Annotated in this window: 19 protein-coding genes; 12 read left to right on the forward strand and 7 right to left on the reverse strand. The window is 63.4% G+C overall.

The window, feature by feature from the left end:
• Nucleotides 1-39 precede the first annotated feature (39 nt).
• The 4 genes from V6M52_RS14265 to V6M52_RS14280 all read left to right on the forward strand — a co-directional run bounded on the left by V6M52_RS14265 (nt 40) and on the right by V6M52_RS14280 (nt 3,337).
• Nucleotides 40-1,530, forward strand: a complete 1,491-nt coding sequence (locus tag V6M52_RS14265; protein WP_332701518.1) for a carboxypeptidase M32 — start codon at nt 40-42, stop codon at nt 1,528-1,530.
• A 266-nt stretch (nt 1,531-1,796) separates the two neighbouring features.
• On the forward strand, nt 1,797-2,228 hold the full coding sequence (locus tag V6M52_RS14270; protein ID WP_332701497.1) for a curlin: 432 nt from the start codon (nt 1,797-1,799) through the stop codon (nt 2,226-2,228).
• A gap of 84 nt (nt 2,229-2,312) precedes the next feature.
• Entirely contained in the window at nt 2,313-2,699 is a 387-nt protein-coding gene (gene csgH / locus V6M52_RS14275; RefSeq protein WP_332686370.1) for a curli-like amyloid fiber formation chaperone CsgH, read from the forward strand.
• 218 nt (nt 2,700-2,917) lie between these two features.
• The gene (locus V6M52_RS14280; protein ID WP_332701498.1) at nt 2,918-3,337 is read left to right on the forward strand and encodes a curlin; all 420 of its coding nucleotides are present in this window, start codon (nt 2,918-2,920) and stop codon (nt 3,335-3,337) included.
• Nucleotides 3,338-3,399: 62 nt separating this feature from the next.
• On the opposite strand, the gene pbpC is transcribed toward V6M52_RS14280, so the two are convergent.
• The 4 genes from pbpC to V6M52_RS14300 form a co-directional block, all read right to left on the reverse strand.
• Entirely contained in the window at nt 3,400-5,529 is a 2,130-nt protein-coding gene (gene pbpC / locus V6M52_RS14285) for a penicillin-binding protein 1C (RefSeq protein ID WP_332701499.1), read from the reverse strand.
• On the reverse strand, nt 5,526-11,018 hold the full coding sequence (locus tag V6M52_RS14290) for an alpha-2-macroglobulin family protein (protein ID WP_332701500.1): 5,493 nt from the start codon (nt 11,016-11,018) through the stop codon (nt 5,526-5,528). The genes pbpC and V6M52_RS14290 overlap by 4 nt, the downstream gene beginning before the upstream one ends.
• A gap of 165 nt (nt 11,019-11,183) precedes the next feature.
• On the reverse strand, nt 11,184-11,603 hold the full coding sequence (dksA, locus tag V6M52_RS14295; protein ID WP_332686378.1) for an RNA polymerase-binding protein DksA: 420 nt from the start codon (nt 11,601-11,603) through the stop codon (nt 11,184-11,186).
• Nucleotides 11,604-11,755: 152 nt separating this feature from the next.
• Nucleotides 11,756-12,175, reverse strand: a complete 420-nt coding sequence (locus V6M52_RS14300; protein ID WP_332701501.1) for a flagellar assembly protein FliX — start codon at nt 12,173-12,175, stop codon at nt 11,756-11,758.
• Between the two features lie 248 nt (nt 12,176-12,423).
• Between V6M52_RS14300 and V6M52_RS14305 the strand changes: the two genes are divergently transcribed.
• The 8 genes from V6M52_RS14305 to flaF all read left to right on the forward strand — a co-directional run bounded on the left by V6M52_RS14305 (nt 12,424) and on the right by flaF (nt 19,378).
• Nucleotides 12,424-13,548, forward strand: a complete 1,125-nt coding sequence (locus V6M52_RS14305) for a flagellar basal body P-ring protein FlgI (RefSeq protein WP_442881867.1) — start codon at nt 12,424-12,426, stop codon at nt 13,546-13,548.
• Nucleotides 13,548-13,865 (forward strand): rod-binding protein, encoded by a 318-nt coding sequence (locus tag V6M52_RS14310; protein ID WP_332686382.1) that lies wholly within the window; start codon nt 13,548-13,550, stop codon nt 13,863-13,865. The genes V6M52_RS14305 and V6M52_RS14310 overlap by 1 nt, the downstream gene beginning before the upstream one ends.
• Nucleotides 13,862-14,329 (forward strand): flagellar protein FlgN, encoded by a 468-nt coding sequence (locus V6M52_RS14315; RefSeq protein WP_332686384.1) that lies wholly within the window; start codon nt 13,862-13,864, stop codon nt 14,327-14,329. Before V6M52_RS14310 ends, V6M52_RS14315 begins: the two co-directional genes overlap by 4 nt.
• Nucleotides 14,330-14,430: 101 nt before the next feature.
• Nucleotides 14,431-14,775 (forward strand): hypothetical protein, encoded by a 345-nt coding sequence (locus V6M52_RS14320; protein WP_332686386.1) that lies wholly within the window; start codon nt 14,431-14,433, stop codon nt 14,773-14,775.
• 208 nt (nt 14,776-14,983) lie between these two features.
• A complete protein-coding gene (locus V6M52_RS14325) occupies nt 14,984-16,453 on the forward strand; it encodes a flagellin N-terminal helical domain-containing protein (protein WP_332701502.1) in 1,470 nt (489 codons plus the stop codon).
• Nucleotides 16,454-16,744: 291 nt separating this feature from the next.
• Nucleotides 16,745-18,520, forward strand: coding sequence for a flagellin N-terminal helical domain-containing protein (locus tag V6M52_RS14330; RefSeq protein WP_332701503.1), 1,776 nt, complete (start codon nt 16,745-16,747; stop codon nt 18,518-18,520).
• Between the two features lie 116 nt (nt 18,521-18,636).
• On the forward strand, nt 18,637-19,053 hold the full coding sequence (gene flbT, locus V6M52_RS14335) for a flagellar biosynthesis repressor FlbT (RefSeq protein WP_332701504.1): 417 nt from the start codon (nt 18,637-18,639) through the stop codon (nt 19,051-19,053).
• Nucleotides 19,013-19,378: a flagellar biosynthesis regulator FlaF gene (gene flaF / locus V6M52_RS14340; RefSeq protein ID WP_332701505.1), complete on the forward strand. Its 366-nt coding sequence runs from the start codon at nt 19,013-19,015 to the stop codon at nt 19,376-19,378. Before flbT ends, flaF begins: the two co-directional genes overlap by 41 nt.
• 95 nt (nt 19,379-19,473) lie before the next feature.
• On the opposite strand, the gene V6M52_RS14345 is transcribed toward flaF, so the two are convergent.
• The 3 genes from V6M52_RS14345 to V6M52_RS14355 form a co-directional block, all read right to left on the reverse strand.
• On the reverse strand, nt 19,474-21,429 hold the full coding sequence (locus tag V6M52_RS14345; protein WP_332701506.1) for a hypothetical protein: 1,956 nt from the start codon (nt 21,427-21,429) through the stop codon (nt 19,474-19,476).
• 57 nt (nt 21,430-21,486) lie between these two features.
• Complete coding sequence (gene flgK / locus V6M52_RS14350; RefSeq protein ID WP_332686396.1) at nt 21,487-23,325, reverse strand: flagellar hook-associated protein FlgK; 1,839 nt, start codon at nt 23,323-23,325, stop codon at nt 21,487-21,489.
• A 69-nt stretch (nt 23,326-23,394) separates the two neighbouring features.
• Entirely contained in the window at nt 23,395-25,164 is a 1,770-nt protein-coding gene (locus V6M52_RS14355; RefSeq protein WP_332701507.1) for a flagellar hook protein FlgE, read from the reverse strand.
• Nucleotides 25,165-25,374 lie beyond the last annotated feature (210 nt).

Here is a 25,374-nt window from a genome sequence, read left to right on the forward strand (position 1 = left end):
GCTGTGGAACACCTCGCTGACCAATTTCGGAGTCTGCAATTGTCCTTCCAGAAACTCGATGATCTCGGCCGCAAGCTCGAAGCGCTGGAGCATGCTTTGTCCATCCTGGGCGCCGACGAGGCCACCCATATGGCGGTAGGCGGCGGCGAAAAGCGCGCCGAGGCCATGTCCAATCTCGCCGGCATGTATCACGCCCAGGCCACGGCGCCCGAAATCGGCGACTGGATCGAAGCGGCAAAGCCCGAAAGCGAAGACCAGCGCCTCGCCCTGGCCGAGTTCAAGCGCCAGTACATCAACGCCACCTGTCTGCCGACCGAATTCGTCGAGCGCCGCACCGCGGCCACCATGCGCTCCGAACAGCTCTGGCGCGACCTGCGCGCCAAGGGCGATTGGGATAGCTTCCTGCCGGCGCTGGAAGGCGTGGTGGCTCTGGTTCGCGAGGAAGCCCAGCTGCGCGCCGACGCGCTGAAGCTCGCCCCCTATGACGCGCTGATGGACCAGTATGATCCCGGCAATCGTACGGCCGATCTCGATCTGGTCTTTGACGACCTCAAGAGCTTCCTCAAGGGCTTCGTCCCCGAGGCGCTGGATGCGCAGGAGGCGCGCCTCGCCAAGCGCCCGCGCAAGGTGCTCAATGGCCCCTACCCTATCGAAAAGCAGCGCGAACTGGGCCTCGCCGCCATGCGCGCAGTCGGCTTCGACTTCACCCATGGCTCGCTGGCCGTCTCGCACCATCCCTTCTGCGGCGGCGTGCCGACCGATGTGCGCATGACCACGCGCTACCGCACCGACGAGTTCCTCTCCTCGCTCATGGGCGTGCTGCACGAAACCGGCCATGCCCTCTACGAACAGGGCCTGCCCAAGCAGTGGTCGCACTGGCCGCTCGGCAAGGCGCGCGGCATGGGCATCCACGAGAGCCAGAGCCTCTTCGTCGAAATGCAGCTCGCCCGCAGCCCGGAATTCTGGGAATTCATGCTGCCGCAGGTGCATCAATATCTGGGCGACGACGCCATTCCCGGCTGGGACATCCCCGATATCCTCAGCGAGGTGAACTTCGTCGAGCGCGGCTATATCCGCGTCGATGCCGACGAGGTCACCTACCCGCTGCACGTCATCCTGCGCTACGAACTGGAGCAGGACCTGGTCAATGGCAAGCTCGAAGCCAGCCAGATCCCCGAAGCCTGGGACGCCGGGATGACCGAATATCTCGGCATTTCCACCATCAACGACCCCAAGGACGGCCCGATGCAGGACGTCCACTGGCCCGGCGGCGCCTTCGGCTATTTCCCCAGCTACACCCTGGGCGCCATGATCGCCGCCCAGCAATGGGCCGCACTGGAAAAAGCCCAGCCCAAGGTGCGCGAAGACATTCGCAAGGGCGACTTCACCGGCGTCAACCAGTGGCGCGCCGACAACATCTGGAGCCAGGCCTCGCGCTGGTCGACCCCCGACCTGATCACCCGGGCAACCGGCGAACCGCTCAACGCCGATTTCTTCAAGGCGCACCTGAAGAAGCGCTATCTGGCGTAACTCTGGATATTTCAGTCGACACCCTCCCCCTTGCGGGGAGGGATCAAGGGTGGGGGGTGTTTAGCCCGGATATGGGGGCCAACCGCCACCCCCTCCCAGCCTCCCCGTCAAGGGGGAGGCGCGGCTCGGTGGATGGATGCATTGTTCCCACCGCGATGAACGAAGCCTGAATTCGCGCTTCAGGAGCCGTTCCAAATCACCCCGCTAATTCTCGTGTCATCGGCAAGAAGCGCTCGGAGGGAGCGCAGCCAAACAGGAGAGACCAAATGAAGCGCATCGTCACCACCACCGCAATCGCTGCCATCCTCGCCATCTCCGCAGCACCTGCTTTCGCCGCTGGCATCTATGTGAACCAGTTCGGCTTCGGCAACCAGGTCGGCGGCCAGCAGGTCGGGGCCGGCAACACCATCGGCGTCGATCAGAACGGCGTCTGGAACGACGCGATCGTCCAGCAGTTCGGCAACGGCAATACCGGCGCAGTCGGCCAGCAGGGCTTCAACAACGGCGCCGATGTCTGGCAGCAGGGCAACAACAACGCCGCCGGTGTCGGCCAGTTCGGCGACAACCACAACGCAGTCCTGACCCAGGACGGCAACGGCAACGTCGCCGCTGGCGTACAGGTCGGCAACAACTGCAACGCCAATGTGAACCAGGCTGGTTCGGGCAACGTCACCGCCTTCGTCCAGGCCTGCCCCTGATCCGGCCCTGACGTGAGTTGCAGATAGCCGGAAGGGCCCTTCCCTTCCGGCTCGTCTTCCCCAAATCCACTTCAGGAGGAACAGATGATCACCCCGACCCGGCGCAGCAGCGCCATCGTTCTTGGCCTGGCTCTGGCCGCCATCGCCGCCACAAGCGGCATGGCCAACTCGGCCGCCAGCGCCGTCCAGTGCGGCATCGCCGCCAGCTCCGAACGCGGCATGCTGGCGCTTGAAGGCACCGTGCTCAGCCCCGTCGCCATGAGCGGCGAATATCGCTTCGCCATCCGCAGCTCCAGCAGCGGCGGCTCGTCCAATGTCAGCCAGGGCGGCTACTTCACCGCCAATGCCAACGAGGCGACCCCGCTCGGCAAGGTGCTGATCAATGCCGGCTCCAGCTACGACGTCGTCTTCGACGTCACCGCCGACGGCAAGACCCTCGAATGCGACCAGGACATGGCGAGCCTGCGTTGAAACAAACTCCGATCACAGTCCCACAGGGCTCCAGGCAACTGGGGCCCTGTTGCTTTCTTACCTCTCCCTCCAGGAGAGAGGTGGTGCCTCAGCTGTTCTCGCAACTGAACGCATTCTGAATATGCCGCTCCGGATCGGTTCAGCCGGCCGCCCATAATCTCAGGTCATCGGCTGGAACACCCCAGCAATCGCCAACCAGACCCTCAGGGAGAGACGCCATGACCACCAAGTTCACCAGGACCTTCGTTGCCGCCCTTGCTGCCGCCGTCATTGGCGTTGCCAGCCTCACCGCCCCCGCCATGGCCGCCGGCCAGGTTTCGATCAGCTACACCCCCACCGACCCCGACCAGCAGCAGGCCCTGGGCGCAGGCCTGCAGATCTTCTCGCTGATGAAGGGCCTCTCCTCCACCGGCGCCAATGCCAGCCAGAACGGCAATTTCAACGCCGCCGGCTTCAACCAGAACGGCTCGGGCAATCACGGCCTGATCGTGCAGGAAGGCGATGGCCACGAAGGCACCATCGAGCAGAACGGCAACAACAACAATTGCGGCCTGTTCCAGTTCGGCGAGAACACCAACGGTCAATGCGTACAGAACGGCGATGGCCAGTCCAGCCTCACCACCGTGTTCGGCTTCTGAGCAGACCTGCCAGATAAGTTATCCACGGGCCCTGCGGGGCCCGTATTCTTGTGCAGACGCCGCTAGTTCAGGAACACCGTAACACTGTCGCCCCGCCCCGCTGCATCCACCACCGAAAGGGTCACATATCCCGGCCCGTCGGGTTCCCACAGGTTTTGTCGCGCAAAGTCGGGACGCCCGAAGGGGGCACCATTGGCGAAATAGGTAAAGGGCGGCACGCCATTGCGGACCTTCACCATCAGCGGCGAGATATCCCCCGAGACCAGCCCCAGATCGACATCCACCCCATCGCCGGGAAAGGCGATCTCCGGCGCCGCATCGCGGGCCACCACGTCCTCGTCAGGATGGCGGAAGCGGCGCAGCGGGGTCGGTAGCTCGGTATTGGAGGCCAGGATCGCTCCCGCCGGCGCCCGTGGCAGCGGCGCCTTGCGGTTGCCCAGCCGATCGAAGGCCTCGAACAGGATCGGCGCGGCGCCGACAATGCCCGAGAGGCCCGGAACCGGCGCACCATCGGGCCGGCCCACCCAGACGCCGATCACCGTCTTGCCGTCAAAGCCGATGGCCCAGCCATCGCGATAGCCATAGGAGGTGCCGGTCTTATAGGCGATGCGGCCGGGCGAGCCATTCAGCGGCGGCGGCACATCGGCCAGGATATCGGCGACATACCAGGCCGCGACAGGGTCCAGCACGGGTGCAGCATGCTGGCGCTTTTCTTGCACTTTGATGCCGTCATGCAGGTTAACTGGCACCCCGCCATTGCCGATCGCGGCATAGACCGAAACCAGATCCCGCAGGGTGATGCCGACGCCGCCCAGGCCGACCGCCAGGCTGGGCGCCGTATCGACCGGCAGGCGCGGATCGGCATGCGCCCGCCGCAGCCGCGACACCAGCCGCGCCGGACCGACTGCGTCGAGCACAACCACGGCGGGTATGTTGAGCGACTCGGTCAGCGCATCGTGAATGGTCACCGTGCCCCGGTTGAAGCCGTCGAAATTGACTGGCACATAGGCCCCGAAGGCCGTCGGGCGGTCCTCGATCAGGCTTTCGGGATGGGCAAGGCCCAGTTCGAACGCGAGGCCATAGATCAGCGGCTTCAGCGTGGACCCCGGCGAGCGCACCGCCGTGGTCATGTCGACAAAGCCCGCGCTCTGGGTGGCGAAGAGCCCGGCCGAACCAATCGAGGCGAGGATTTCGCCACTGTCGATATCGGCTGCGACAATAGCCACCGACACTTTGGGATCGAGGATGCGGGCCCGCCCCGCGGCAAGGCGTTCGAGCGCATCCTGCAGCCGCTTGTCGATGGTCAGCGCCACCATCCGGGCGTCAGGCTGGGCCTTGACCGCCTGTTCGGCCATATGGGCTGCAAGCATGGGGAAGTCACGGCGCGCGACCGGCACCGGCTCGCGCTTGGCGGCGATGGCCTCCTCGGCGGGCAAGGCGCCCATGGCCACGAGGCGATCCAGCACCATGTCGCGGCTGCGCTGGGCGGCCAGGGGATCGCGGTCCGGGCGGCGTGCCTCCGGCGATTGCGGCAGGGCCACCAGCAATGCGGCTTCAGCCGTGGTCAGCCGCGCCGGCTCCTTGCCGAAATAGGCAAGACTCGCCGCGCGCACGCCTTCGATATTACCGCCATAGGGTGCCAGCGTCAGGTAGAGATCGATGATCTCGTCCTTGCCCAGATCGCGCTCCAGCCGGGTGGCATGTACCATCTGGCGCAGCTTGCCCCAGATATTGCGCGTCGGCTGTCCCTCGATCAGCCGTGCCACCTGCATGGTCAACGTCGAGCCGCCAGAAACGACATGTCCGCCCGCGGCAACGAACTGGCCGGCCGCCCGCAGCATGGACGACCAGGCGATGCCGTCATGCTCGGCAAAGTTCCTGTCTTCGTAGGCGATGAGCATCTCGATAAAGCGCGGGTCCACCCCAGCGCGATCGACCGGCAGGCGCCAGCGTCCGTCCTCGGTGGTGAACGGACGCAGCAGCAGTCCATCGCGGTCGGTAACGGCGACCGAAACCGGAAGCATCGTGACGTTCGGCGTCGGCGGCAGCGTGGCGGCGATGCCGACAAGCGTCGAATTGAGCTGGATCGCGCCGGCCGTGGTCAGCACGAACAGCGCAAAGCCGGCCAGTGTCAGGCGCCGGGCCCATGGGCCCAGCCGGCGTTCGGTCACTGATGCGGCCGCTGCTCTCATGGCCCGGCCGGGGTGACCTCGATGGCGCCCGCGCCCATATTCGCCCGGAACTCGGGGCGATACATGTCCTCCACCGTCGCGCCCGGCAGCACGAAGCTGCCAGGAGAAACCGCCCGCACCAGATAAGCGGTGGTGAAGCTGCCGGTCTCGGAGAAGTAGCGGAAAGCGGCGACATACTGGTCCGTCCGCGATTCCACATGGGTAGCGGTATCGAGGCTGAGCCAGCTGAAATCCGAAACCCCGCCCCCGGCCGAAAGGTCCGGGTTCTCGATTTCGAAGCCCGCTGGCAGCGGGTCTGCCAACACATACTGCCCCGAGCCGAGTTGCTGCGGCCACACGGTCAGCACCACCACCAGCCGCTCGTTCTGCCCGAGTGGGTCAGCCTGCGGATCGATCGGCGTGCCATCGGGCAGGAAGTATTCGCGGCTCAAGGTGAAGCCGCTGCTGGACGCCTCAGGCGCCTCAGCCGGATAGCCGGTTACGGTCACCTTGGCCTCGGTATCGGCATCGCCGGTATTGGCGATCTCCACCGCCGCGAATCCGGCCTGCTCGAAGCGACGATAGGCCTGGCCCGTCAGGGCCTCGCCATCGAGCGTGATCGAGCCATCGGTGCTGGCCTCGCCCAGTGCCGCAGCCGCAAGCAGGGTCCAGCTGTCTTCCTGCGTCGAGGTATAGTCCTTGCGGTCGCGCAGCTTGGCCAGCTGGGTAGCCAGGGCGGAGAGGTCCACGCTGGCCGGCTTGAACTCGGCGGCCAGGGCCAGCACGCCGGCCATGTCGCGCAGGCGGGTACCATAATCGGCACGGTAGCGCCTGGCATTGTCAGGCTCGGCCAGCCCCGCAACGGCCGCCGCGAAGGCGGAGTTGGCGCGGGTCGGATCGCCATAAAGCGACAGCGCCGCACCCAGCTGGGCCTGTGCCAGCGGCGAGCCGAAGGCATTAAGGCGCGCCTCGTGATAGTAACGCAGGTCGCCCATTGCGGCACGACCGGCCCGGGCCAGGTCATAGAGCGCATAGGCGATGTCTTCCCCGCCATTGTCGAAGTCCGAAGCGTAGGACAACTGGTTGGAGAGGTTGTCGAGCGCCGTTGTCATGGCCTGCTCGGGCACCGCATAGCCGGCCGCCTTGGCGCGCAGCAGGAAGTCGGTGACAAAGCCGTCGAGCCACAGATCGCCGCCGTCAAACGGCCCCCAGAGGCCGAAGCCGCCGCCGGAGGTCTGCTTGGACAGCAGGTTGGCGATGGCGTCGGTCACCGTGTCGTTGAGCTCTTCGTCTCCACCCAGGCCAATCAACTTGGCGACGTCGTTGAGGTAGAGCAACGGCAACGCACGGCTGGAGACCTGTTCAGCGCAGCCATAGGGATAGCGATCGAGCGACAGCAGCAGGCCCGGCACGTCGAGACGGGCAATGGGGCCGACCGCCAGGGTCAATGCCCCGGTATCGGCCATGTAGCTGTCAAAGAAATCCTCGCCAATGGTGACGCTCTCGCCTGCCGGGATGGGCAGCAGGCGGCTGGTGGTGACCGGCGCGCTGATCGGCCGGACGCCCAACAGCAGTTCCTTGGTCTGTGTCGAGCCATCGGGCGCCGTGATGGTCAGCACCACCGGCCAGTCGCCGATCTGCATGCCATTGAGCGACAGATCGAGCGATGTCCGCTCGCCCTCGGCAAGCTCGACATCGGTGGACTCGCCCTGCGTGGCGATGCCCTCGCCGGTCGACAGCGCAACGCCATAGGAGCCGGCGGCGCCACCGATATTGTTGATTTCGACCAGCAGCCGCGACTCGTCGCCTACCCGCAGGAAGCGTGGCGGGCTGAGGGTGACAACCACCGGATCGCGGACAATCACATCGGCCGAGGCATGGCCAACGGCCGTATCGGTCCAGGCCATGGCCATGACCCGCACCGTGCCGGAGAAGTCCGGCATGTCGAAGGTAATCGTGGCCTTGCCGTCGGCATCGACTTGCACGATGCCGGAATGCAGCGCAACCAGCACCGAGGTGGCCGGCGGCGTGCCGGTACGCGACGATCCACCATCACCACCCGATCGCATGGCACCGGCCAGACCCTGGGTCGGATCGATCAGCGAACCATAGAGGTCGCGAATGTCCATGCCGAGCTGGCGCTGGCCGAAATACCAGCCGTCCGGGTCGGGCACCTTGAAGTTGGTGAGATTGAGAATGCCGAGATCGACCGCCGCAACCGCAACATAGGCGGTCTGGCCGGCGGCCAGGTTGCCCAGTTCCACCGTCGTGGTGAAGCTCTGCCGCGGCAGCGTTTCGGATGGCGTATCGAGGGCCACGTCGAGCTTGCGGTCGCCGGGTTCGACATCGGCAAAGGCGAGGCCAAGCGCACGCGAGGGCATGCGCTTCTCGGTGGCGTCGGCAGGGCGATAGAGGATCGCGGTTACATAGGCGCCAGGACCCCAGGCGTCGGTGACTTCAAGCGGCACGGTGGTGCCGCCTTCGGGGACCTCAACGGCCTGCATGGCGATGACGCGATTGTCGACCACCATCACCAGGGCAGTGCCGGCAAACTGCGGATCGAGCTTGAGATTGGCCGTCTCGCCGACGCGATAGGCCGGCTTGTCGAGCGCAACCTGCAGCGTATCCGGCGTGTCGCTGCCGGCATCGGCGTAATAATAGCCGGCATAGAATTCGTAGCTGGACGAAGTGGCATCCGCGCCGGTGCTTTCGACCTCGACGCGATAGAGGCCCCAATCGACATTGGCGCCGATGGTGGCCGGGCCGCCATCGGGCGTATCCACAGTGCCAGTGGCGATTTCGCGGGTGGTGGTGATGGCTTCCCACTGCCAGGCGCTGCCATTGCGGTACCACTGGTAATTGGTCTCGACGCGCGAGATGGACCAGGTGAGGCCGGCCTTGGCCACGGCCTCACCTTCGGGCGACACGGCGACAATATCGAACTGAGCCTCGCTGCCCTCTTCGATTCCGGCCGCATCGCTGAACGCCGGCTTGATGCCGATGCGGTCGCCATTTGCCAGGACCGGGCGGCTGAGGCTGCGTTCAATGGTACGGCCATTGCTGTCGACCAGGCGGAGCAGCAGCTGCGCCTCGAGCGGGCGCGTGGTGACTTGCGGTTCAGGCAGGATCACCTCGGCGACGGCATTGCCGGAATCGTCGGTGGTGCCGACCACGCCCAGCGGTTCGCGGCTGGTTTCGATAGTGTCGTCGAGCCGGCCGAAGGTGTAGCCGGGGAAATCGGCCAGGGTCGTCGCCGGCCGGATGATGGCATCGGCCTCGATCGCAAGACCCGGCGCGGTGGCGCCATAGAGATATTTGGCGGCGACGTCGATTTCGGTGACGACGCCGGTCTCCAGCGGTGCATCGGCGGCGCTGATCTCGAAGGCCAGACGCTCCGGCTCGAAATCTTCGACGAGGAAGCTGGTGCTCGACAGGGCCTCGGCATCGGGGTCGGCGTAAAGCCGTGCGGTCCAGGAGCCGCGCATGGCTTCGGCCACCATGGGCAGGGCGGCGAAGTAGCCGCCAGCGCCCGCATCATTGAGCACTTCGCGCGTGGCAACCACACCATCGGGACGTTCGACTTCCAGCGTCAGCGGCAGGCCGGTGACGGCCATGGCGCGATCGTCGCGCAGCAGTGCGGTGAGATAGACCGTCTCGCCCGGACGGTAGACGCCACGCTCGGTGGTGGCAAACACATCGAGCGGACCCGGCGAGGGGCGGCCCTCGACGCCACGATCGGTCAGGTCAAAGGCGGGGCGGGAAAGGTCGAGGAAAGCATAGTCGCCTTCCGCCGTCTCAGCGACGAGCAGCTGCGGCGCCCTGCCCCCTTCACCGCGCGCCAGGCCCGGCGCAAACACCGCGCGGCCTTCGGCATCGGTAGTGGTCTCGCCCAGGATTTCATTGTTGACCGCGACCAGCCGCACCGTGGCGTCGGCAATGGGTTGCGCATCGGTCAGCCCGCGCACAAAGGCATGCACCCCGTCATCGCCGGCAATCGTGGTGAGGCCAAGATCGGTGACGATGAACCATTGCGTGGCCAGGTCGGACCAGTATTCGGAATACTCTTCCTTGATTTTGGCGGTGATCACATAGGCGCCGGCGGGCATGTCTCCGAGCGCCTCGGCGACGGGAATGGCCGTGGTGGTCAGCGCATTGGGCTCGCCCCGCGCCAGATCGACCTCGCCGGTCCACACCTGCTCGCCGACACGGCCGGCAATATCCTCGGCGCCATATTCGCTGAGATTGCCCTGGAAGATGCCGTCGCGCACGGCGGTCGCAATGGAACGATCGCCGATCCGATAGATCATGACCTCGGCAATATCGGCATTGACCGAGGTGATCGGCAGACCGCCGCCGAGACCAGCGGGCATGACATAGGCATTGTTGGCAAAACCGATAAAGGGCGAACGATCCGGCACATAGACATCGAGCGTGACATCGTTGAGCAGCGTCTCGCCATCGGCAGACGGCAGGCCGGCGCGCAGGCGGATATCATAGCGCCCGCCATGCAGCAGGCCTTCAACACAGATCTGGTCCTGCTCGGTCTCCACGGAGGCCTGCGGCGTATCGGCGATCACGACATAGGCCGAAAGGTCGCTCGATCCTATTGGCAGCGGGTCGGAGAACACCGCACACACACGCGGCGAAGCGGCTTCGGCATCGACCACGTGATTGACCACGCGGAAGCCGTTCTGCGCCACGACCTCGTCCAGATGGGCGGCAACGGCAGTGTTACCCGCCAGGCTCAGGCTCATGCGGTAGGTGGCGATGACCTCGCGCCACATTTCGCGATATTCCATGCCATTGGCGAGAGCCGCCAGCGCATCGGCCCGGTCCTGCGTCTCGGTGGACCGCAGAAAGGCATTCATGGCCGCCGAGGTAGCGGTGACTGCAAGGTCGCGGCTGTTGTCGCCCTCGGACTGTCCGGCAACCGTTTCAGCCCGGGCCAGCGCAGCCTGCGCCAGGGACTGCCAGACGGCGCGGTCATTGGCATTGATCGCCAGTGCCTGGCGGTAGGCAACAATTGCACCGGCCTGATTGTCCTCGGCCATGGCCTCGTCGCCCGACGCGACCAGTCCGGCATAGGTGGCCTTGGGCGGTGGCGCATCAGTCTGGGGCAGCTCACTGGCAAAGCGGCGGGCCGCATCGATGATGCTCTGCGCCGGGAATGGCAGCTCGGCTTGACGGACGGCTTCGGTGACCGCGGGGGACGGGGCGCGGCTGACGCGGCCCGACATGGCGCCGTCAAACTGCGTCTGCTCGCCAACCGTGCCCTTGAGGAAGCACCATTTCGATTGCGTGTTGAAGGTGAAGGCGCGGCAGATATCGTCATCGGCGCAAGCAGCGCTGCAGGCGTCGAGATCAGTATCCCTGACAATGGCGTAGTCGAAACCCGGCAGATCGGTATTTTCGAGCAGCGTGATCTTCTGATCGGCGGCCGCCCCCGGAGAACCCAGCGCCAGAACGATTGCCAGACCCAGCCAGGCCGCTTTCGAGAAGATCTGCAGCATGTTGCCCTCCCAAGTTCAACGCCCCCATATGGCCGTGAAGACGGAGCTGAAGCAAGGCCGCAAAACTATCGAATTGCGCGAAGATTGTCTTTGCGGGCACTGCGCTGCCAGCGAGCAAGAAAAAGGCCCGCATCGCTGCGGACCTGCTTGCAAATTCCCGAAGGGTTACTCGTCCCGGTACACTTTTTCGCGGCGCTCGTGCATTTCCTGGGCTTCCAGGCTCAGTGTGGCGATGGGGCGGGCATCAAGCCGGGCAATGCCGATCGGATCGCCGGTTTCCTCGCAATAGCCGTAGGTACCGTCATCAAGGCGCTTGAGCGCAGCGTCGATCTTGGAGATCAGCTTGCGCTGCCGGTCCCGCGTGCGCAATTCGAGAGAGCGATCACTTTCCGAGCTGGCGCGGTCCGCCATGTCCGGGTGGTTCTGGCTTTCTTCCTGGAGGTTATCAAGGGTTCCGCGGCTCTCGCGGAGGATATCCTCTTTCCACGCATTGAGCTTGGCCCGAAAATACTCCCGCTGGCGCGGGTTCATGAACGGCTCGTCGTCACTGGGCCGGTATTCAACCACTTCTGCAACCGAAGACATCAGCAGACTCAACTCCAATGCACCCCTAAGGCGGCCTATATATGCGTCTAGACTCCCCCCGGCAAGCGTCCAGCGTGCGGGTGCTTAACTTGGGAAAGCCCCAACGCGTCAGGCGCATAGCCTGAAACTGACAACATTTTGATGACCAGCGCTCAGGCTGGCGGGAAGCGCCCGAACTTGGCAAGCTCGACGCGGACCCGCAATTCTATGTCGTCGAGCAGGCCGTCGAGGCCGGGAAGCGAGCGTTCGCGCATCTCCGTCAGCATGGCCACCATGCCATCGAGACTGGCCGCGCTGACGCGGCCGATCAGCAGGTCGGTCTTGATCTCATCAAGCAGATCAAGCAACGAGGCACCGCGGCGCACCGCCTTCTTCCTGGCAGTCAGCGGCCCATCGACCGATTGCAGCGCCAGGATGGAATCGATGCCGGCCATCGCCTGCATCGGCGCATTGGCGGCCACCCGCGTCGGCGCCGTGCCCCCGGCTGGCACGAAGTCCACGCCCGAGCCGGAGCGGCCTGCGGCATTGCCGCGGCCAACGCCAGAAGTTCGATTGGTGGTGTCGATGCGCAAGCTGGGACTCAAATCGGTTCGCGGCCTTCACCGGCAAAATCTGCCGCCAGCCGTTAACAAGGCCTTAACAAGCCCGGCAAGAATTGCTCGGTGACCCGCCCCGCCCCATACCGCCACATCCATGACCGCGCAAATCTCCTTGCAATCCGGGCCTCTGCCGCCCGCATTCCAAACTGGCACGGTTTTCGCAATACGGTCTGCGAATGCTGCGCCATGGGGATGGCTCGGCCAGACGACGGGGATGCCGGATGACCAAATCACTGTTGCGCAAGCTGCTCGTCGGAGCGCTCACCATAACCATGGTGCTGATGCCCGCCCTCGAGGCCAGCGCCGCGGCGGCGCGTATCAAGGACATTGTCGACTTTGAAGGCGTTCGCGAGAACCAGCTGGTCGGCTACGGTCTGGTGGTTGGCCTCAATGGCACCGGCGATAGCCTCAACAACTCCCCCTTCACCAAGCAGTCGCTTCAATCGATGCTGGAACGGCTTGGCGTCAACACCGCCGGCGAGAACGTCCGCACCGCCAATGTCGCCGCGGTGATGGTGACGGCCAACCTGCGGCCCTTTGCTACCCAGGGCTCGCGCATTGACGTGTCGGTCGCCGCGCTGGGCGACAGCGACAGCCTGCAGGGCGGCACTTTGCTGGTGACGCCACTGGTTGGCGCCGATGGCGAGGTTTACGCCATCGCCCAGGGCTCCGTCTCCATCAATGGCTTCAAGGCAGAGGGCGATGCCGCGACCATTATCTCGGGCGTACCGACCACCGGCCGCATCTCCTCGGGCGCACTGGTCGAACGCGAGATCGACTTCCATCTCGGCTCGCAGACCTCCCTCCGGCTGGCGCTGCGCAATCCGGACCTGACCACCGCACGGCGAATCGCCATGGCCGTCAACGATTTCATCGGCGCCCCGACGGCGACGCCCGAGGATCCGGCGACCGTGCGGGTCACCCTGCCCCGTGGCTTCAACGGCAATATTGTCGACCTGCTGACCGATATCGAACAGCTGATGGTCCAGACCGACCAGACCGCCAAGATCGTCATCGACGAGAACTCAGGCATTATCGTCATGGGCAAGGATGTACGGGTTTCGAGTGTCGCAGTGGCACAGTCGAACCTGACCGTGACCATCGCCGAAAATCCGACCGTTGTGCAGCCCAATCCACTCAGCCTGGGCGTGACCGAGATCGAGCCCAATACCAACCTCAACGCCAACTTGTCCGAGACGGCACTGGCAGTGGTCAACGAGTCCGTGACGCTGCAGGAACTGGTCGATGGGCTCAACGCGCTCGGCATCTCGCCGCGCGATCTGATCGCCATCCTTCAGGCCATCAAGGCCACGGGTGCGCTGCAGGCCGAGATCGAGGTGCTGTGATGATCGACACCGTCAAGCAGCCCGGGTCCAGCCTCACGCCCGGCCAGATCGCCCGGGTGCGCCAGCAGGCCGAAGAATTCGAGGGCGTGTTTCTGACCACCCTGACCAAGGAACTCTTCTCCAGCCTCAAGACCGACGAAAGCGTCATGGGCGGCGGTTTCGGCGAAGAAACCTGGCGCTCCATGCAGTCCGAACAGCTGGCCGCGACCATGGCCCAGAATGGTGGACTGGGAATTGCCGAACAACTCTTGCCCGACCTGCTCGCCCTGCAGGAAGCAACCAATAACCAGAACGCCTTGCCGGGAGCCCGCAAATGACCGCAGCCGCACGCCTCGCCGCCCTTGACAGCCTGCCGGCCGAAGAACTCTGCAATATGGCCGAGATCGCGCTCGCCGCCCTGGTCAACGTGATGAACCAGGAAACCACACTGCTGCGCGCCGGCCATATGCGACAGGCCGGCACCCTGACGCCGGAAAAGACCCGGCTGGCACAGGACTATGTGGGCTTCGCCCGTTCGGTGCAGCGCCAGGGTGCGCGGCTCAAGCAGCAGGCACCCGATGCCGTCGAGCGCCTGCGCCTCGGCCACGAGCGGCTGGCGACCCAGATGGCAGAGAATTTGCGCGTTCTGGCAACGGCCCGCATGGTCACCGAGGACATCCTGACAGATGTGGCCAAGGTTGTCGGACAGCAGGGCAAGGCAAAGACCTATGGGCGGGCCGGCACCATTACAGCAGACCCCGCCAGTTCGGCACGTGGCATTGCGGTGAACAGGGCGCTTTGACTTGAACTCAATTTGAATCGATTGGGACAGATTTGGGTAACGGCCGAATAACAGGGATAGGCTAGGCGTGAGGGCTGGATTTCCGATGCAGGGACAGCGTCATGATTTCTGCTATTGCAGCCGATCAGCCCATCGCCAGCGGCGCCCACATGGCCGATTACCGTCATCGCCCCCAAAAGGGCGAGCGGGCCATGCTGGCTGACAGCACGCCCCCCGCGCCGGAAAACGCCTCAGCGAACAACAATCGGGAATTCACCCCCGACGAGCGCGAAACACCCCCGCAGCCGGAAGCGCCGCGCCGCGATTCATCCTCGATGTTTGCCGCGGCGGTGATCGCCGGCGCCCTGCCGCCGAAACCGCAAACCCTGGAGGAGCTGATGCGGCGCATCGGCACCAGCTCCATTCCAGAGGAATCCCAGGCCCGGCTCAAGGACCTGCTTGCCTAGCTCACGCGAGATGAGCATCCGCAGCATCTGGAACGCGCCCCAAGCCCCGGTCTCCGGGGCTTTTTTCTAGGTCGGCGTATTCTCAGGGCAAATTTGCCCAAATATTCGGCATCCATTTAACCCTTCATTATTCCCTGCCGGTCAAGGATCGCCTTGCCTCAGGACGAGGCGCTTATGTTTGCGTAATCCTAGAAAAGGACCATAGTAAATGGGTGATATCTCCCTCTCGAAAGCCGTTCGCTCGAACCTGCTTTCCCTCCAGAGCACCGCCACCATGATGGGCAAGACGCAGGAGCGTCTCTCCACTGGTAACAAGGTGAACTCGGCTCTCGACAACCCGACCAACTTCTTCACCGCCCAGTCGCTGAACAGCCGCGCAAGCGACATGAACAGCCTGATGGACTCGATGGCCAACGGCATCCAGACCCTGGAAGCTGCTGACAACGGTCTCTCCTCGATCACCAAGACCCTGGAATCGATGCAGTCCACTCTGCGCCAGGCTCGCCAGGACAAGTCGTTCCAGACTGCCTCCTACACTCTCGGCGCTGGCCTGACTTCGGCCCAGGACATCTCGTTCTCCGGCGGCGCCGTTGGTACCACCGATGTCGATATCGCCCTGGGCACCGCTGCTGTGGCGGCAACCGCGGCCACCTACACGAGCGGCGCTTCTGCGGAAGACTTGTCGACCGACGCCGACCTGTCTGCCCTCGTAGGCCAGACCATCTCGGTGAACGGTGCCGTTGCTTACACCTTCACCGGCTCGGCTACCGGCCAGGTTGCAGCACTCGAAACCGCCCTCGAAACGGCGACCGGTGGTGCGGCAACGATGAGCGCGGGTGGCATTGCGATCTCTCGTGCTGACGGCACCAACTTCTCGATCCAGTCCAGCAACGCCGCCACCGCTACCGCAGTTGGCGTCGCCACAACCCTGACGACCACCACCGATGGTGTGGCCGCTGTCGCCGCCGCCGCCAAGACTGTCGATACGCTGGTTTCCGAGATCAACTCGAACACCAGCCTTGAAGGCAAGGTTCGCGCTTCGAACGACAATGGCAAGCTCCGCATCGAGAACCAGTCGACGCAGGAACTCAATATCGATGGCGTTTCTGCCACGGGCGTTGTCGATGGCACGTCGACGGGCGCTGCCGACATTCTCGGCAACTCCGTCCGCGCCGATCTGGCCGACCAGTTCAACGAACTGCGCGATCAGCTCGACAAGCTCAGCGACGATGCCTCCTTCAACGGTATCAACCTGCTGCGCGGCGACAAGCTGACCATCACGTTCAACGAAACTGGCTCGTCCTCGATCGACATCCAGACCAAGGACGAGAACTCGGTTAACTCGACCAACCTGGGCGTGTCGACCACGCTGACTGCAGCCGATCTCGACGCCGACAGCAACATCGACGTCGAACTGGGCAAGCTCAAGACCGCTCTGAACGAAGTTCGTTCGCAGTCGTCTGCTTTCGGTTCGAACCTGTCGATCGTGCAGAACCGTCAGGACTTCACCAAGTCCATGATCAACACGCTGCAGACCGGCGCCGCCAACCTGACGCTGGCCGACATGAACGAAGAAGCCGCCAACCTGCTGGCCCTCCAGACCCGCCAGTCGCTGTCGTCCTCCTCGCTGTCGCTGGCTTCGCAGGCCGACCAGTCGGTCCTCCAGCTGATCCGTTAATCGGCTCAGGCGACCAAAGAATCGGAAAGGCGGGCTTCGGCCCGCCTTTTTCGTTTTGGGACACTGCGCGCCGTGAGTCGCTCCGACCTTCACCCTAGCGTCACGGGCCCCCCTGCTCCTTCTTACATTCGCACCCCAAAAAACGCCCGGAAACCGGGCCTCTGGCCATTATGGTTTATGACCGGTCAATAATCATGGTTAACGCGGCGTTAGGAATCTGTGAGCTAAACATTAATCAACCTCAAGGAGAGGCATGAGCCGCCGGTCGGCACCGTAGTTGAAGGAAGAATGATGTCCGATATCTCCCTCTCGAAAGCCGTTCGGTCGAACCTGCTTTCGCTCCAGGACACCGCGCGGATGATGGGACGCACCCAGGAACGCCTGTCCACCGGCAACAAGGTGAACTCCGCGCTGGACAATCCAACCAACTTCTTTACGGCCTCGTCCCTCAATGCGCGCTCCGGCGACCTGAATGCCCTCATGGACTCCATGGCCAACGGCATCCAGACGCTCGAAGCGGCCGACAATGGCCTGACCTCGATCACCAAGACGCTGGAATCGATGCAGTCCACGCTGCGCCAGGCGCGCCAGGACAAGAGCTTCCAGACCGCTTCCTATTCGCTGGACCCCGAAACGATCGGCGTGGGTCTGGTCAAGACGCTCGACTTCACCGGTGGCGCCTTCGACACGCCCGACAGCATCACACTGCACAATTCGGTCATGACCGGGCAGAACGGCTTCGTCAATGGCGGAACCGCCGGCAAGGCTGGGACGCTCACCATCCAAACCGCCAGCCTCAATGGCGGCACGGCAATCAACGTCGCGTTCACCGCTGCCGATACGGTCGACACCTTCGCCGCCAAGATCAATGCGAATATCTCGACCCTTGATGAAAAAGGTGGAGTCTCGGCCCGCGTCGTTAACGGCCAGCTCGAAATCGCCAGCGCCGAGGCCGAGTCGATCACCCTGGGCGGCACCGAACTTGAATATATCGGCCTCGGTGGCGCGACCGAAGCGGCCACGGACGCAACGCTGGTCGGTGGTGGCGCTGTCGCTGCCGGTGCGATTGGTGCTTTCTCGTTCACGATCAACGGCTTGACCGTCAATGTGGGTGCCGTCAACAACGCCGCAGCAACGGACAATGGCAACGACATCGTCACCGCCATCAATAATTCCGCCGCCGCCCAGGCCGCAGGCGTGCAAGCATCGAACGCTGCAGGCGTCATCACATTGACGAACGCCAGTGGGCAGAATTTCACCGTGGATGGGGCGGGCCTAGCCAACATCAATATCGCTGCCGGCGCTTCGACCGACGGTATTCCCGCGTCGGGCACCGCCGTAGCGCCAGTCCAGGCCAACGCCGTCAAGACCGTCGACGCCCTGGTGCGCGAGATCAACGGGGACGCTGATCTCAAGGCCAAGATTCGCGCCAGCAACGACAATGGCAAGCTGCGCATGGAGAACCTGTCCACGCAGAACCTCGAAATCGCCGGCGTCACATCATCGGGCATCATCGACGGCACTTCGTTCGGCGCCGCCTCGATCACCGGCAACTCGGTACGCGCCGACCTGGCCGACCAGTTCAACGAGTTGCGCGACCAGCTCGACAAGCTCAGCGACGACGCTTCGTTCAACGGCATCAACCTGCTGCGCGGCGATAACCTGAAGATCACCTTCAACGAGACCGGCACGTCGACCATCACCGTCCAGACCAAGGATGGCCAGGCGCTCAACTCGGCCAATCTGTCCCTGTTCAACCTCACCGCCGAGCAGCTCGACGCCGATGCCGACATCGACACCCTGCTCAACGATGTGAAGTCCGCGCTGGCCCACGTGCGCACCCAGTCATCGACCTTCGGCTCCAATCTCTCCATCGTGCAAAACCGCCAGGATTTCACCAAGGAGATGATCAATACGCTCCAGACCGGCGCCGCCAACCTGACGCTGGCCGACATGAACGAGGAGGCCGCCAACCTGCTGGCTCTGCAGACCCGGCAGTCGCTGTCCTCCTCCTCCCTGTCGCTGGCTTCCCAGGCCGACCAGAGCGTGCTGCAGCTGCTGCAATAATCCGGCCACTGACGAGGTGAGTTTTGCAAGGCGGGCTTCGGCCCGCCTTCATTGTTTTCGCCACTCTGGCGAGCTAGACCAGAAGCACACATCGCCGAGTCGCGGAGGCTTACCGAATGGCACTCAAGGTCGAACTCAAACCGGGCGAAAAGCTCCTGGTGGGCAATTGCATCATTACCAATTCCGACCAGCGCACGCGCCTGTTCATCGATGGGCGGGCCCCCATCCTGCGGGAGAAGGACATTCTCACCGCCGAAACCGCCAAAACGCCGGCCCGGCGCATCTACCTGGCCGTGCAACTGATGTATATCGAGGACGACATCGCCACGACCCGCGATGCCTATTTCAGCCTGGTCAACGAGTTCATCGCCGCCGTGCCCTCCTCGGCAGAAATAGTTAACCAAATCAACAACGAGATATTAACCGGGCAACTGTACAAAGCTCTCAAGGCCTCCCAAAGGCTCATCGAGTACGAACAGGATCTGATTTCCAATGCATCAGCAGGGCGCCCTCGCCTACCAGCAGACCGCTAATGTCGTAGCTTCCTCGCGTGAACGAGAGTCCGCATTACTGATGAAGGCGGCCGCCGGCCTGCAGAAGATCAAGGATGAGTGGCCCGACAGCTACGATGATCTCAAGCCCGCACTGACGTTCAATCGCAAGCTGTGGACAATCTTCATGGCGTCGGTCACCAAGGATGACAGCCCGCTGCCCCATGATGTGCGCGAGAATATCGCCAATCTGGGCATTTTCATCATGAACCAGACCCGCGAAATCCTGCTCGAACCGCAGCCGCAAAAGCTGGACGTCCTGGTGCGGCTCAATCGCCAACTCGCCGCTGGTCTTCGCGGCGTCTGATACCGGACCGAGATGACAGAAAAAACCCCGCAGCGATGCGGGGCTTTGCTTCTTCGAGGCCATGGAAAAGCCACCCATCCGGCCGACGCGGGCCGCTAGATGAAGTTCACCAGGCTGAGCTTGCTCACCATGGAGGTGGCCTGGTAGCTCGCCTGAAGGCGGGTCTGCAGTGCCAGGATTTCCATCGCAACATCTTCCTTGCTCACCGTCTCGATGTCGCTCAGAAGATTGTCGAGCTGGGCCTTGTAGTTGGTGTGACGATCGGCCGAATTGTTGAGGCTGATCTGCGCCACGGCCAGTTCCATCGTCAGAATCTCGATGGAGCCGCGTTCCGAATTGTGCGCTTCCGACAACTCGGACTGCTGTCGCTGCGCCATGGCATCAAAACGAGCCTTGGCATTTGTGTCGGCGTCCGGGTAGGTCTCGACCGACAAGGCCCCAATGGTGCGGATCATGCGCAACAGGCCGGACTCATTTGCCTCGAGGCCATAGGCGACCCGCGTGGAGTCATCGACCTGGGCCGTTACGCCCTGACGCGGATTGCCTTCGGCAGCCATGGCGGTCTCGGTGAGCGCCAGTTCCAGGCCCTTGGCGAAGTTTTCCGCGTTTTCGTCGGCGGTACCGCCAATGCTGAACTGTCCCGCGACAGCCTTGCCAACCACGGCGGTCAGTTGAACGGTGCGCGTCGTGCCATTGGGCTCCTGGAGGGTGACACTGACCTCCTCGCCGGCTGTCAACGTGGCCGAAAAGGCGACATTGACGCTGCTGGGATCGGGGCCGGCATAGGTAGTGTCGATATTGGCCGTATCTGCCGAGACACCGGTGATCTGGAAGCCGTGTGCGGCCGAGACCGGCGATTTTTCCTGCAGGGTTACGATGCCGCCCGTCGTTTCGATGCCCAAGCGACCCAGCCCCTCCGCCGCGACGGCCGGTGATTGGCCGCGGTACCAAAGCACTGTGTCGGCGTCGGTCGCCACTTTGAGCGAAGTAGCGGTCGTCGGATCGCCATCGACGCGCAGCGCCGGCTCCCCTGGACCGTTGAAGAACATTTCCGCAGCAGCAAAGCTAGACGCCGCTTCGAGTTCCGAACCGGCGACCGCCTTCAGGCTGGTCTGCAAAGCCGCCATGAAGTTGGTCGCGGTAATGGCTGGATCGGCGGGAACGGCGGGGGGGCCAACAACGCCGGGATCGACCACGAACTGGCCGGGCCCGGCAGGCGCATCCTCAGGTGCGATCGCCGTTAGAGTAATCTGGGTGTCCTGGCCATCGGGCAGCTGCAGACCCAGCGTGATGGTCTGGCCGGGCAGCATCTGCGTGGCGGGCGGCGCTTCGAAGGTGATGGTATTGGTATTGCCAAGCTGCGGAATGGCCACCGGCGACGCCGCCACGCTGCCAACATCAACCGCCGCCAGCGGCGCAGTGCTGGTCACACGCAGCAGCTTGAAGCCGAACGGATGAATGCCATCCTCCGTGAGGCGCACCGAATTGGTCGTCGGCTGGTCGATGTCCAGGCGACCCAGGCCATCGGTGCCGGCATCGGCGGCCTTGCGCTCGCCCACCACGGTCTTGAAGCCGTCCTTGCCGCCAATACCTTCGAGCAGGCTGGTCGTGTCGGGCAGCGGGGCGCTGTCGGTGTTGGCCCCACCGAACAGATAGCGGCCCGCGACATCGGCGTTGAGCAGGGTGACCAGTTCGTCGAACCGCGCCTTGGACAGCCCCGGCAGGGTCGCCATATTGATGTTGTTGGTGCCGTATTGTCCCTGCACCGCCGAATTGCGCGACTCCGCCTCGATCTCGTCCAACCGGCTCATGGTCTTGTCGAGAAAGCTCAGGCGGAGATTGACGGTATCGATATTGGCCGAAAACCCTTCGATCTTGCCGAGACGCGCGCGCACGGACAGCGACATGGGCAGGTCACGCCCCATTTCGGAAAGCTTGGATGCCCGTTCACCCGTGCCTAACTGCATCTGGAGCGAGGCAAAGCGACCCTGCATTTTCGAGATGACGCCGAATCCGGTCTGCAGCGGAAACATCGACTTGTTGACGATCATCTTACTCTACTCCTTCACGGTCGATCCTCGGGAGGCGACCCGAAAACTCGGCCAACGTCACATCGCCGCAAGCAGTGCGTCGAGCAGCTCCTTGACGACGGAAACCACACGCGCATTGGCGGCATAGGCATTCTGCAATTCCATGAGGCGCGCCATTTCCTCATCGACATTGACGCCGTAGTCCGACTCCATCTGGTCAACGATGGTGTCGAGGGTCAGTTGGCGGTCGTCACTCTTGGTAATGGCGGCATTGATGGTCGAACCCTGGAAGCCGACCACCTGCGAGATCAGCTCGCTGAGATTGCCGCTTAACTGGAAGCGCCCGGTATTTGCGGCGGGATTGCCACCGGACACAAACTGCATCTTGTTGAGCTGGTCGATCACATAGTCGGCCCGATCGGCGTCGCCCAGCGTACCCCCGACTTCGTACTGCACCAGCAGCCGGTTGTCGGCGACAATAGCCGGGTTGATCGAGATACGCGCTGCGAAGCCCTGCTTCTGTGGTGGGTCGGTGTCGAGATTGTCGGTGAAGGCCGAATTGCCCTGATCCACGAACAGGTTGAGGCCCAGTCCCGCGCCTTGAAGGCCAGTGGAGCTTGAACGGGCGACGGCGGTGCGCACGTCGGTCTTGCCGAGGGCACCGTCGTCGAGAATGCGCAGGTTGTTTGCCCCGGTGCTGCTGACATCGAGGTTCGGCAGCTTGGCGTCGAGTGCCGCGGCAACGGCGGTCGCGCCAGCGGAGAAATCCACGCCGATAACGCGCTGGCCGGACGCGTCGACATAGTCCTGCGCCTGGCTGGTATTGACGACGCGCACCCGCTTTTCGACGCCATTCTCGGCATAGGTGAGCAGCACGTCATTGCCTGGCGCCAGGTTGGAAATATCGACATCCAGCCCATCGGCCACGCCATCGGTAGCGGCAACGCCGGCCGTCTTGTTGGTCGAGAATGCCATCGCCAGGCTGGCAGCGATCTCATCGAGCTGTTCCTGGGCCTCGACCAGCGTCTTGTCGCGCAAAGTGACGAGGCCGCCGAGTTCGCCGCCCTGCAACACACCCTGTGTCACCAGATCGATGGTGAGGCCGGATGGCGTGGTCAGCGTCATCTTGCCGACCTTGGTCTCGGCAGGATCAGGATCGAAGACCGAGTTCGGTGACAGGTTGCCGGCGCTTTCGAACTTGAAGGTCGATACACCATTGTCGATCAGGCCAACACCCGATCGCGTCATCAGCGCAACCGTGCCATCAGCGCGATAGTCCGCCCGCACGTCGATCATCTCGGCGACCGAGGAGACCAGGCGGTCCCGCTGATCGAGCAGGGCGGCGCGGGAAGTATCCGTCATCCCCAGATCAAGCATCCGGTTGTTGACCTCGGACAGCGAGTTCAGCATGCCGTTGAGGTTGTGGACATTCGAGGCGATCTGCCCCTCGGTCTCCTGGCGCATACCCTGGATCGTGGTGGAAAGCCGATTGAGCGTTTCCACCATGCTTTGCGCGGCGGCAACAGCCTGCGCGCGAGAATTGTAGTCGTCGGGGCTGGTGGCGATACCCTGCATCGCGTTTTGCAGGTTGCCGAACATGGTATCGATCGATCCCGCCGTGCCAGGCTTGCCCATGAATCCCTGAAGTCGGTCAAGATAGGCGGCCTGGATTCCGGAATTGGCGGTGTCGGCCACCTGGCGCGTGTAGTAAGCCTGCAGGCTGGAATTGAAGGCGCGCCGAGTGCCAATGGAGCGCGCGTAGCTGCTGTCCTGGGAATTGTAGTCGACGATGTTCAGCGATTGCCGGTGGTACCCCGGCGTGCCCGAATTGGCGATGTTGCGGCTCAGGATATCGAGGGAATCCTGATTGACCCGCAGACCGGACACAGCATTGGTGAGTGATGACGTCAGACCCATCCACGGGACTCCACACTGGGCAACCCGGCCCGGAACCTGGCTCCGGGCCGTCTACTGGCTACCTCCGCCTCAGCGGATCATATTGAGCGCTTCCTGGAGCATTTCGTCGGCCGTGCTGACGATGCGCGTGCCGGCCGCATAGGCCTGCTGCGTTACGATCAGCTTGGTGAATTCATCGGAGATGTCGGTGTTGGAGGCTTCGAGAGCCCCGCCGATAACGCCCGAACCGGAAAGGTCGAGAATGGCCTCCCCGGATTCCGACGTGGCCGAAAACACACCGCCATCAAGCCGCTTAAGCTTGTTGATCGCGTTGAACTCGGCCGTCACCACCTGCGCCATGTCGATGCGCTCGCCATTGGAATAAGTCGCGACCACACGGCCGCTATCATTGATGGCCACCGAGACAAACTCGCCGGCGCCATAGCCGTTCTGGTTCAGCGTCGAGACGTTCGCCGTGCCGTTGACGTCGGCAAACTGCGACACGCCGTTGGTGTCGTGTTTGAGTTCGACGTCACCCAGATTCACGCCATTGACCGTGAGGCCGGTGATCATCGCTGTGGGAACACCCGGGGGAACCAGCGATCCGTCACCGGAAAACGCATAGGTCTGCCCCACATTGGTCCACATCGGCGACGTGCCGGTAGCTTCGCTATTGGACATGTAGAACAGGTTCCAGGTATCCACGCCGCCCGCTGCCGCACTGTCTATCTTGGCCCAGCGCAGTTGCACATTGGCAGGGGCGCCGTTCTCCGCATAGACGGTGATGGCGCCGCCCGCGATCGAGTTGGCCTTGAATTCGGCGTCCATGTCGGCGGCAATCGTCGCCACTGCCGGGCGCGTCGGCGCCGTTGACGCGCCAGTAGGAAGCCCGAGTGCCGCCATGGTGCCGGCAGAGCCCGCCACCGAAAAAGTCGCGTGATAGTCGGATCCCAGAGTGATCGCCAGGTTGGGGCCGACAATGCCAATTGTGGCCGAGGCGGCTGCTGAGCCGCCAGCAGAGCGGAGCCCCGCCTGCATCGCAGCCAACGCATCGTCGATGGTTACAGCGGGCGCCGAGTCCTTGATGTCGATACCCGTATCGGTTCCCGCATACGGGCCGAGGTCGCTGTCATAGAAGTCGAACTTTACCACCGTGCCATTCACTGTGATCGTGATGGACTCACCCGCCGTCATGACCGTGTCGGCTTCATCGGTCCCGGTCAAAGCGCCGCCAGCCACAGAGGCGGTGGTAGAACCCGGCAGGTAGTCAGCCGCCTCCATCAATTCGCTGTTGTAGATGGTGGGATTGTAGCCAGTATTCTTGGGCAGTTGCGGCAGGTTGGCCTGGTAATTGACGCGTGTCGTCGCCTGGGCCGGCAGGAAGTTGTTGGAGAGCTTGATCACTTCGGGCACCGAACCCGAAATGTTGCCCGTCAGCGTGTCGATCGGCAGACCCTTGAGGTAATAGCCCGCGCCATTGACCAGCATACCGTCCTTGTCGATCTCGAAATCGCCGCGGCGGGTGTAGAAATTGGTGCCGGCAAACACGGCATTGCCGTCCGACTGGCCGATCTTGGGTTCAACGACGAAGAAGCCGTTGGAATTGAGCGCAATGAAGGTTTCGTCCGAAACCGTCTTGATATCGCCCTGCACATTGTTGGTGCCGCGCGACTGCGCAAGCACGGCGCCGGGCACCTGGCGCGAAATCGGAGCATCAGGGATCAGATCGAGAAAATCGGTCTCGATACGCTTGTAGCCAGTGGTCTGGGAATTCGCGATATTGCCCGAAATGTTTTCCAGTGCGTGCGCCTGGGCCCGCAGGCCGGTCACCGCACTGGAAAGAGCGCCATAAATGCCCATGTGAAACTCCGTAAAACCCGTTTGCGTCGTCCGACGCGTTCGCCACTATCAATGCAAGCGCGGTGCCAACTACCCTTCACCTTGATTTTGCTTATGTTTTCGCTGCCTGAACCACGAAATGTGGCAACATCCCGGCAATTGAGTCCGACCCACCGGCAGAAATTGCCGCCCGCTTGTGAACACGGGGCGGTTGCAGTAATGCAGGAACCG

The sequence above is a fragment of the Devosia sp. genome (genome assembly GCF_036676215.1).
In the GTDB taxonomy this organism is placed as follows: Bacteria; Pseudomonadota; Alphaproteobacteria; order Rhizobiales; family Devosiaceae; genus Devosia.

Bases quoted from the DNA above. Each gene is read 5' to 3' on its own strand.
- V6M52_RS14290 (WP_332701500.1), bottom strand. From the start codon at position 11,018: ATGCTGCAGATCTTCTCGAAAGCGGCCTGGCTGGGTCTGGCAATCGTT.
- flaF (WP_332701505.1), top strand. From the start codon at position 19,013: ATGCATCAGCAGGGCGCCCTCGCCTACCAGCAGACCGCTAATGTCGTA.
- V6M52_RS14280 (WP_332701498.1), top strand. From the start codon at position 2,918: ATGACCACCAAGTTCACCAGGACCTTCGTTGCCGCCCTTGCTGCCGCC.
- V6M52_RS14355 (WP_332701507.1), bottom strand. From the start codon at position 25,164: ATGGGCATTTATGGCGCTCTTTCCAGTGCGGTGACCGGCCTGCGGGCC.
- flgK (WP_332686396.1), bottom strand. From the start codon at position 23,325: ATGGGTCTGACGTCATCACTCACCAATGCTGTGTCCGGTCTGCGGGTC.
- csgH (WP_332686370.1), top strand. From the start codon at position 2,313: ATGATCACCCCGACCCGGCGCAGCAGCGCCATCGTTCTTGGCCTGGCT.
- V6M52_RS14320 (WP_332686386.1), top strand. From the start codon at position 14,431: ATGATTTCTGCTATTGCAGCCGATCAGCCCATCGCCAGCGGCGCCCAC.
- V6M52_RS14345 (WP_332701506.1), bottom strand. From the start codon at position 21,429: ATGATCGTCAACAAGTCGATGTTTCCGCTGCAGACCGGATTCGGCGTC.
- V6M52_RS14305 (WP_442881867.1), top strand. From the start codon at position 12,424: ATGACCAAATCACTGTTGCGCAAGCTGCTCGTCGGAGCGCTCACCATA.
- pbpC (WP_332701499.1), bottom strand. From the start codon at position 5,529: ATGAGAGCAGCGGCCGCATCAGTGACCGAACGCCGGCTGGGCCCATGG.
- V6M52_RS14330 (WP_332701503.1), top strand. From the start codon at position 16,745: ATGTCCGATATCTCCCTCTCGAAAGCCGTTCGGTCGAACCTGCTTTCG.
- V6M52_RS14270 (WP_332701497.1), top strand. From the start codon at position 1,797: ATGAAGCGCATCGTCACCACCACCGCAATCGCTGCCATCCTCGCCATC.
- dksA (WP_332686378.1), bottom strand. From the start codon at position 11,603: ATGTCTTCGGTTGCAGAAGTGGTTGAATACCGGCCCAGTGACGACGAG.
- V6M52_RS14325 (WP_332701502.1), top strand. From the start codon at position 14,984: ATGGGTGATATCTCCCTCTCGAAAGCCGTTCGCTCGAACCTGCTTTCC.
- V6M52_RS14315 (WP_332686384.1), top strand. From the start codon at position 13,862: ATGACCGCAGCCGCACGCCTCGCCGCCCTTGACAGCCTGCCGGCCGAA.
- V6M52_RS14310 (WP_332686382.1), top strand. From the start codon at position 13,548: ATGATCGACACCGTCAAGCAGCCCGGGTCCAGCCTCACGCCCGGCCAG.
- flbT (WP_332701504.1), top strand. From the start codon at position 18,637: ATGGCACTCAAGGTCGAACTCAAACCGGGCGAAAAGCTCCTGGTGGGC.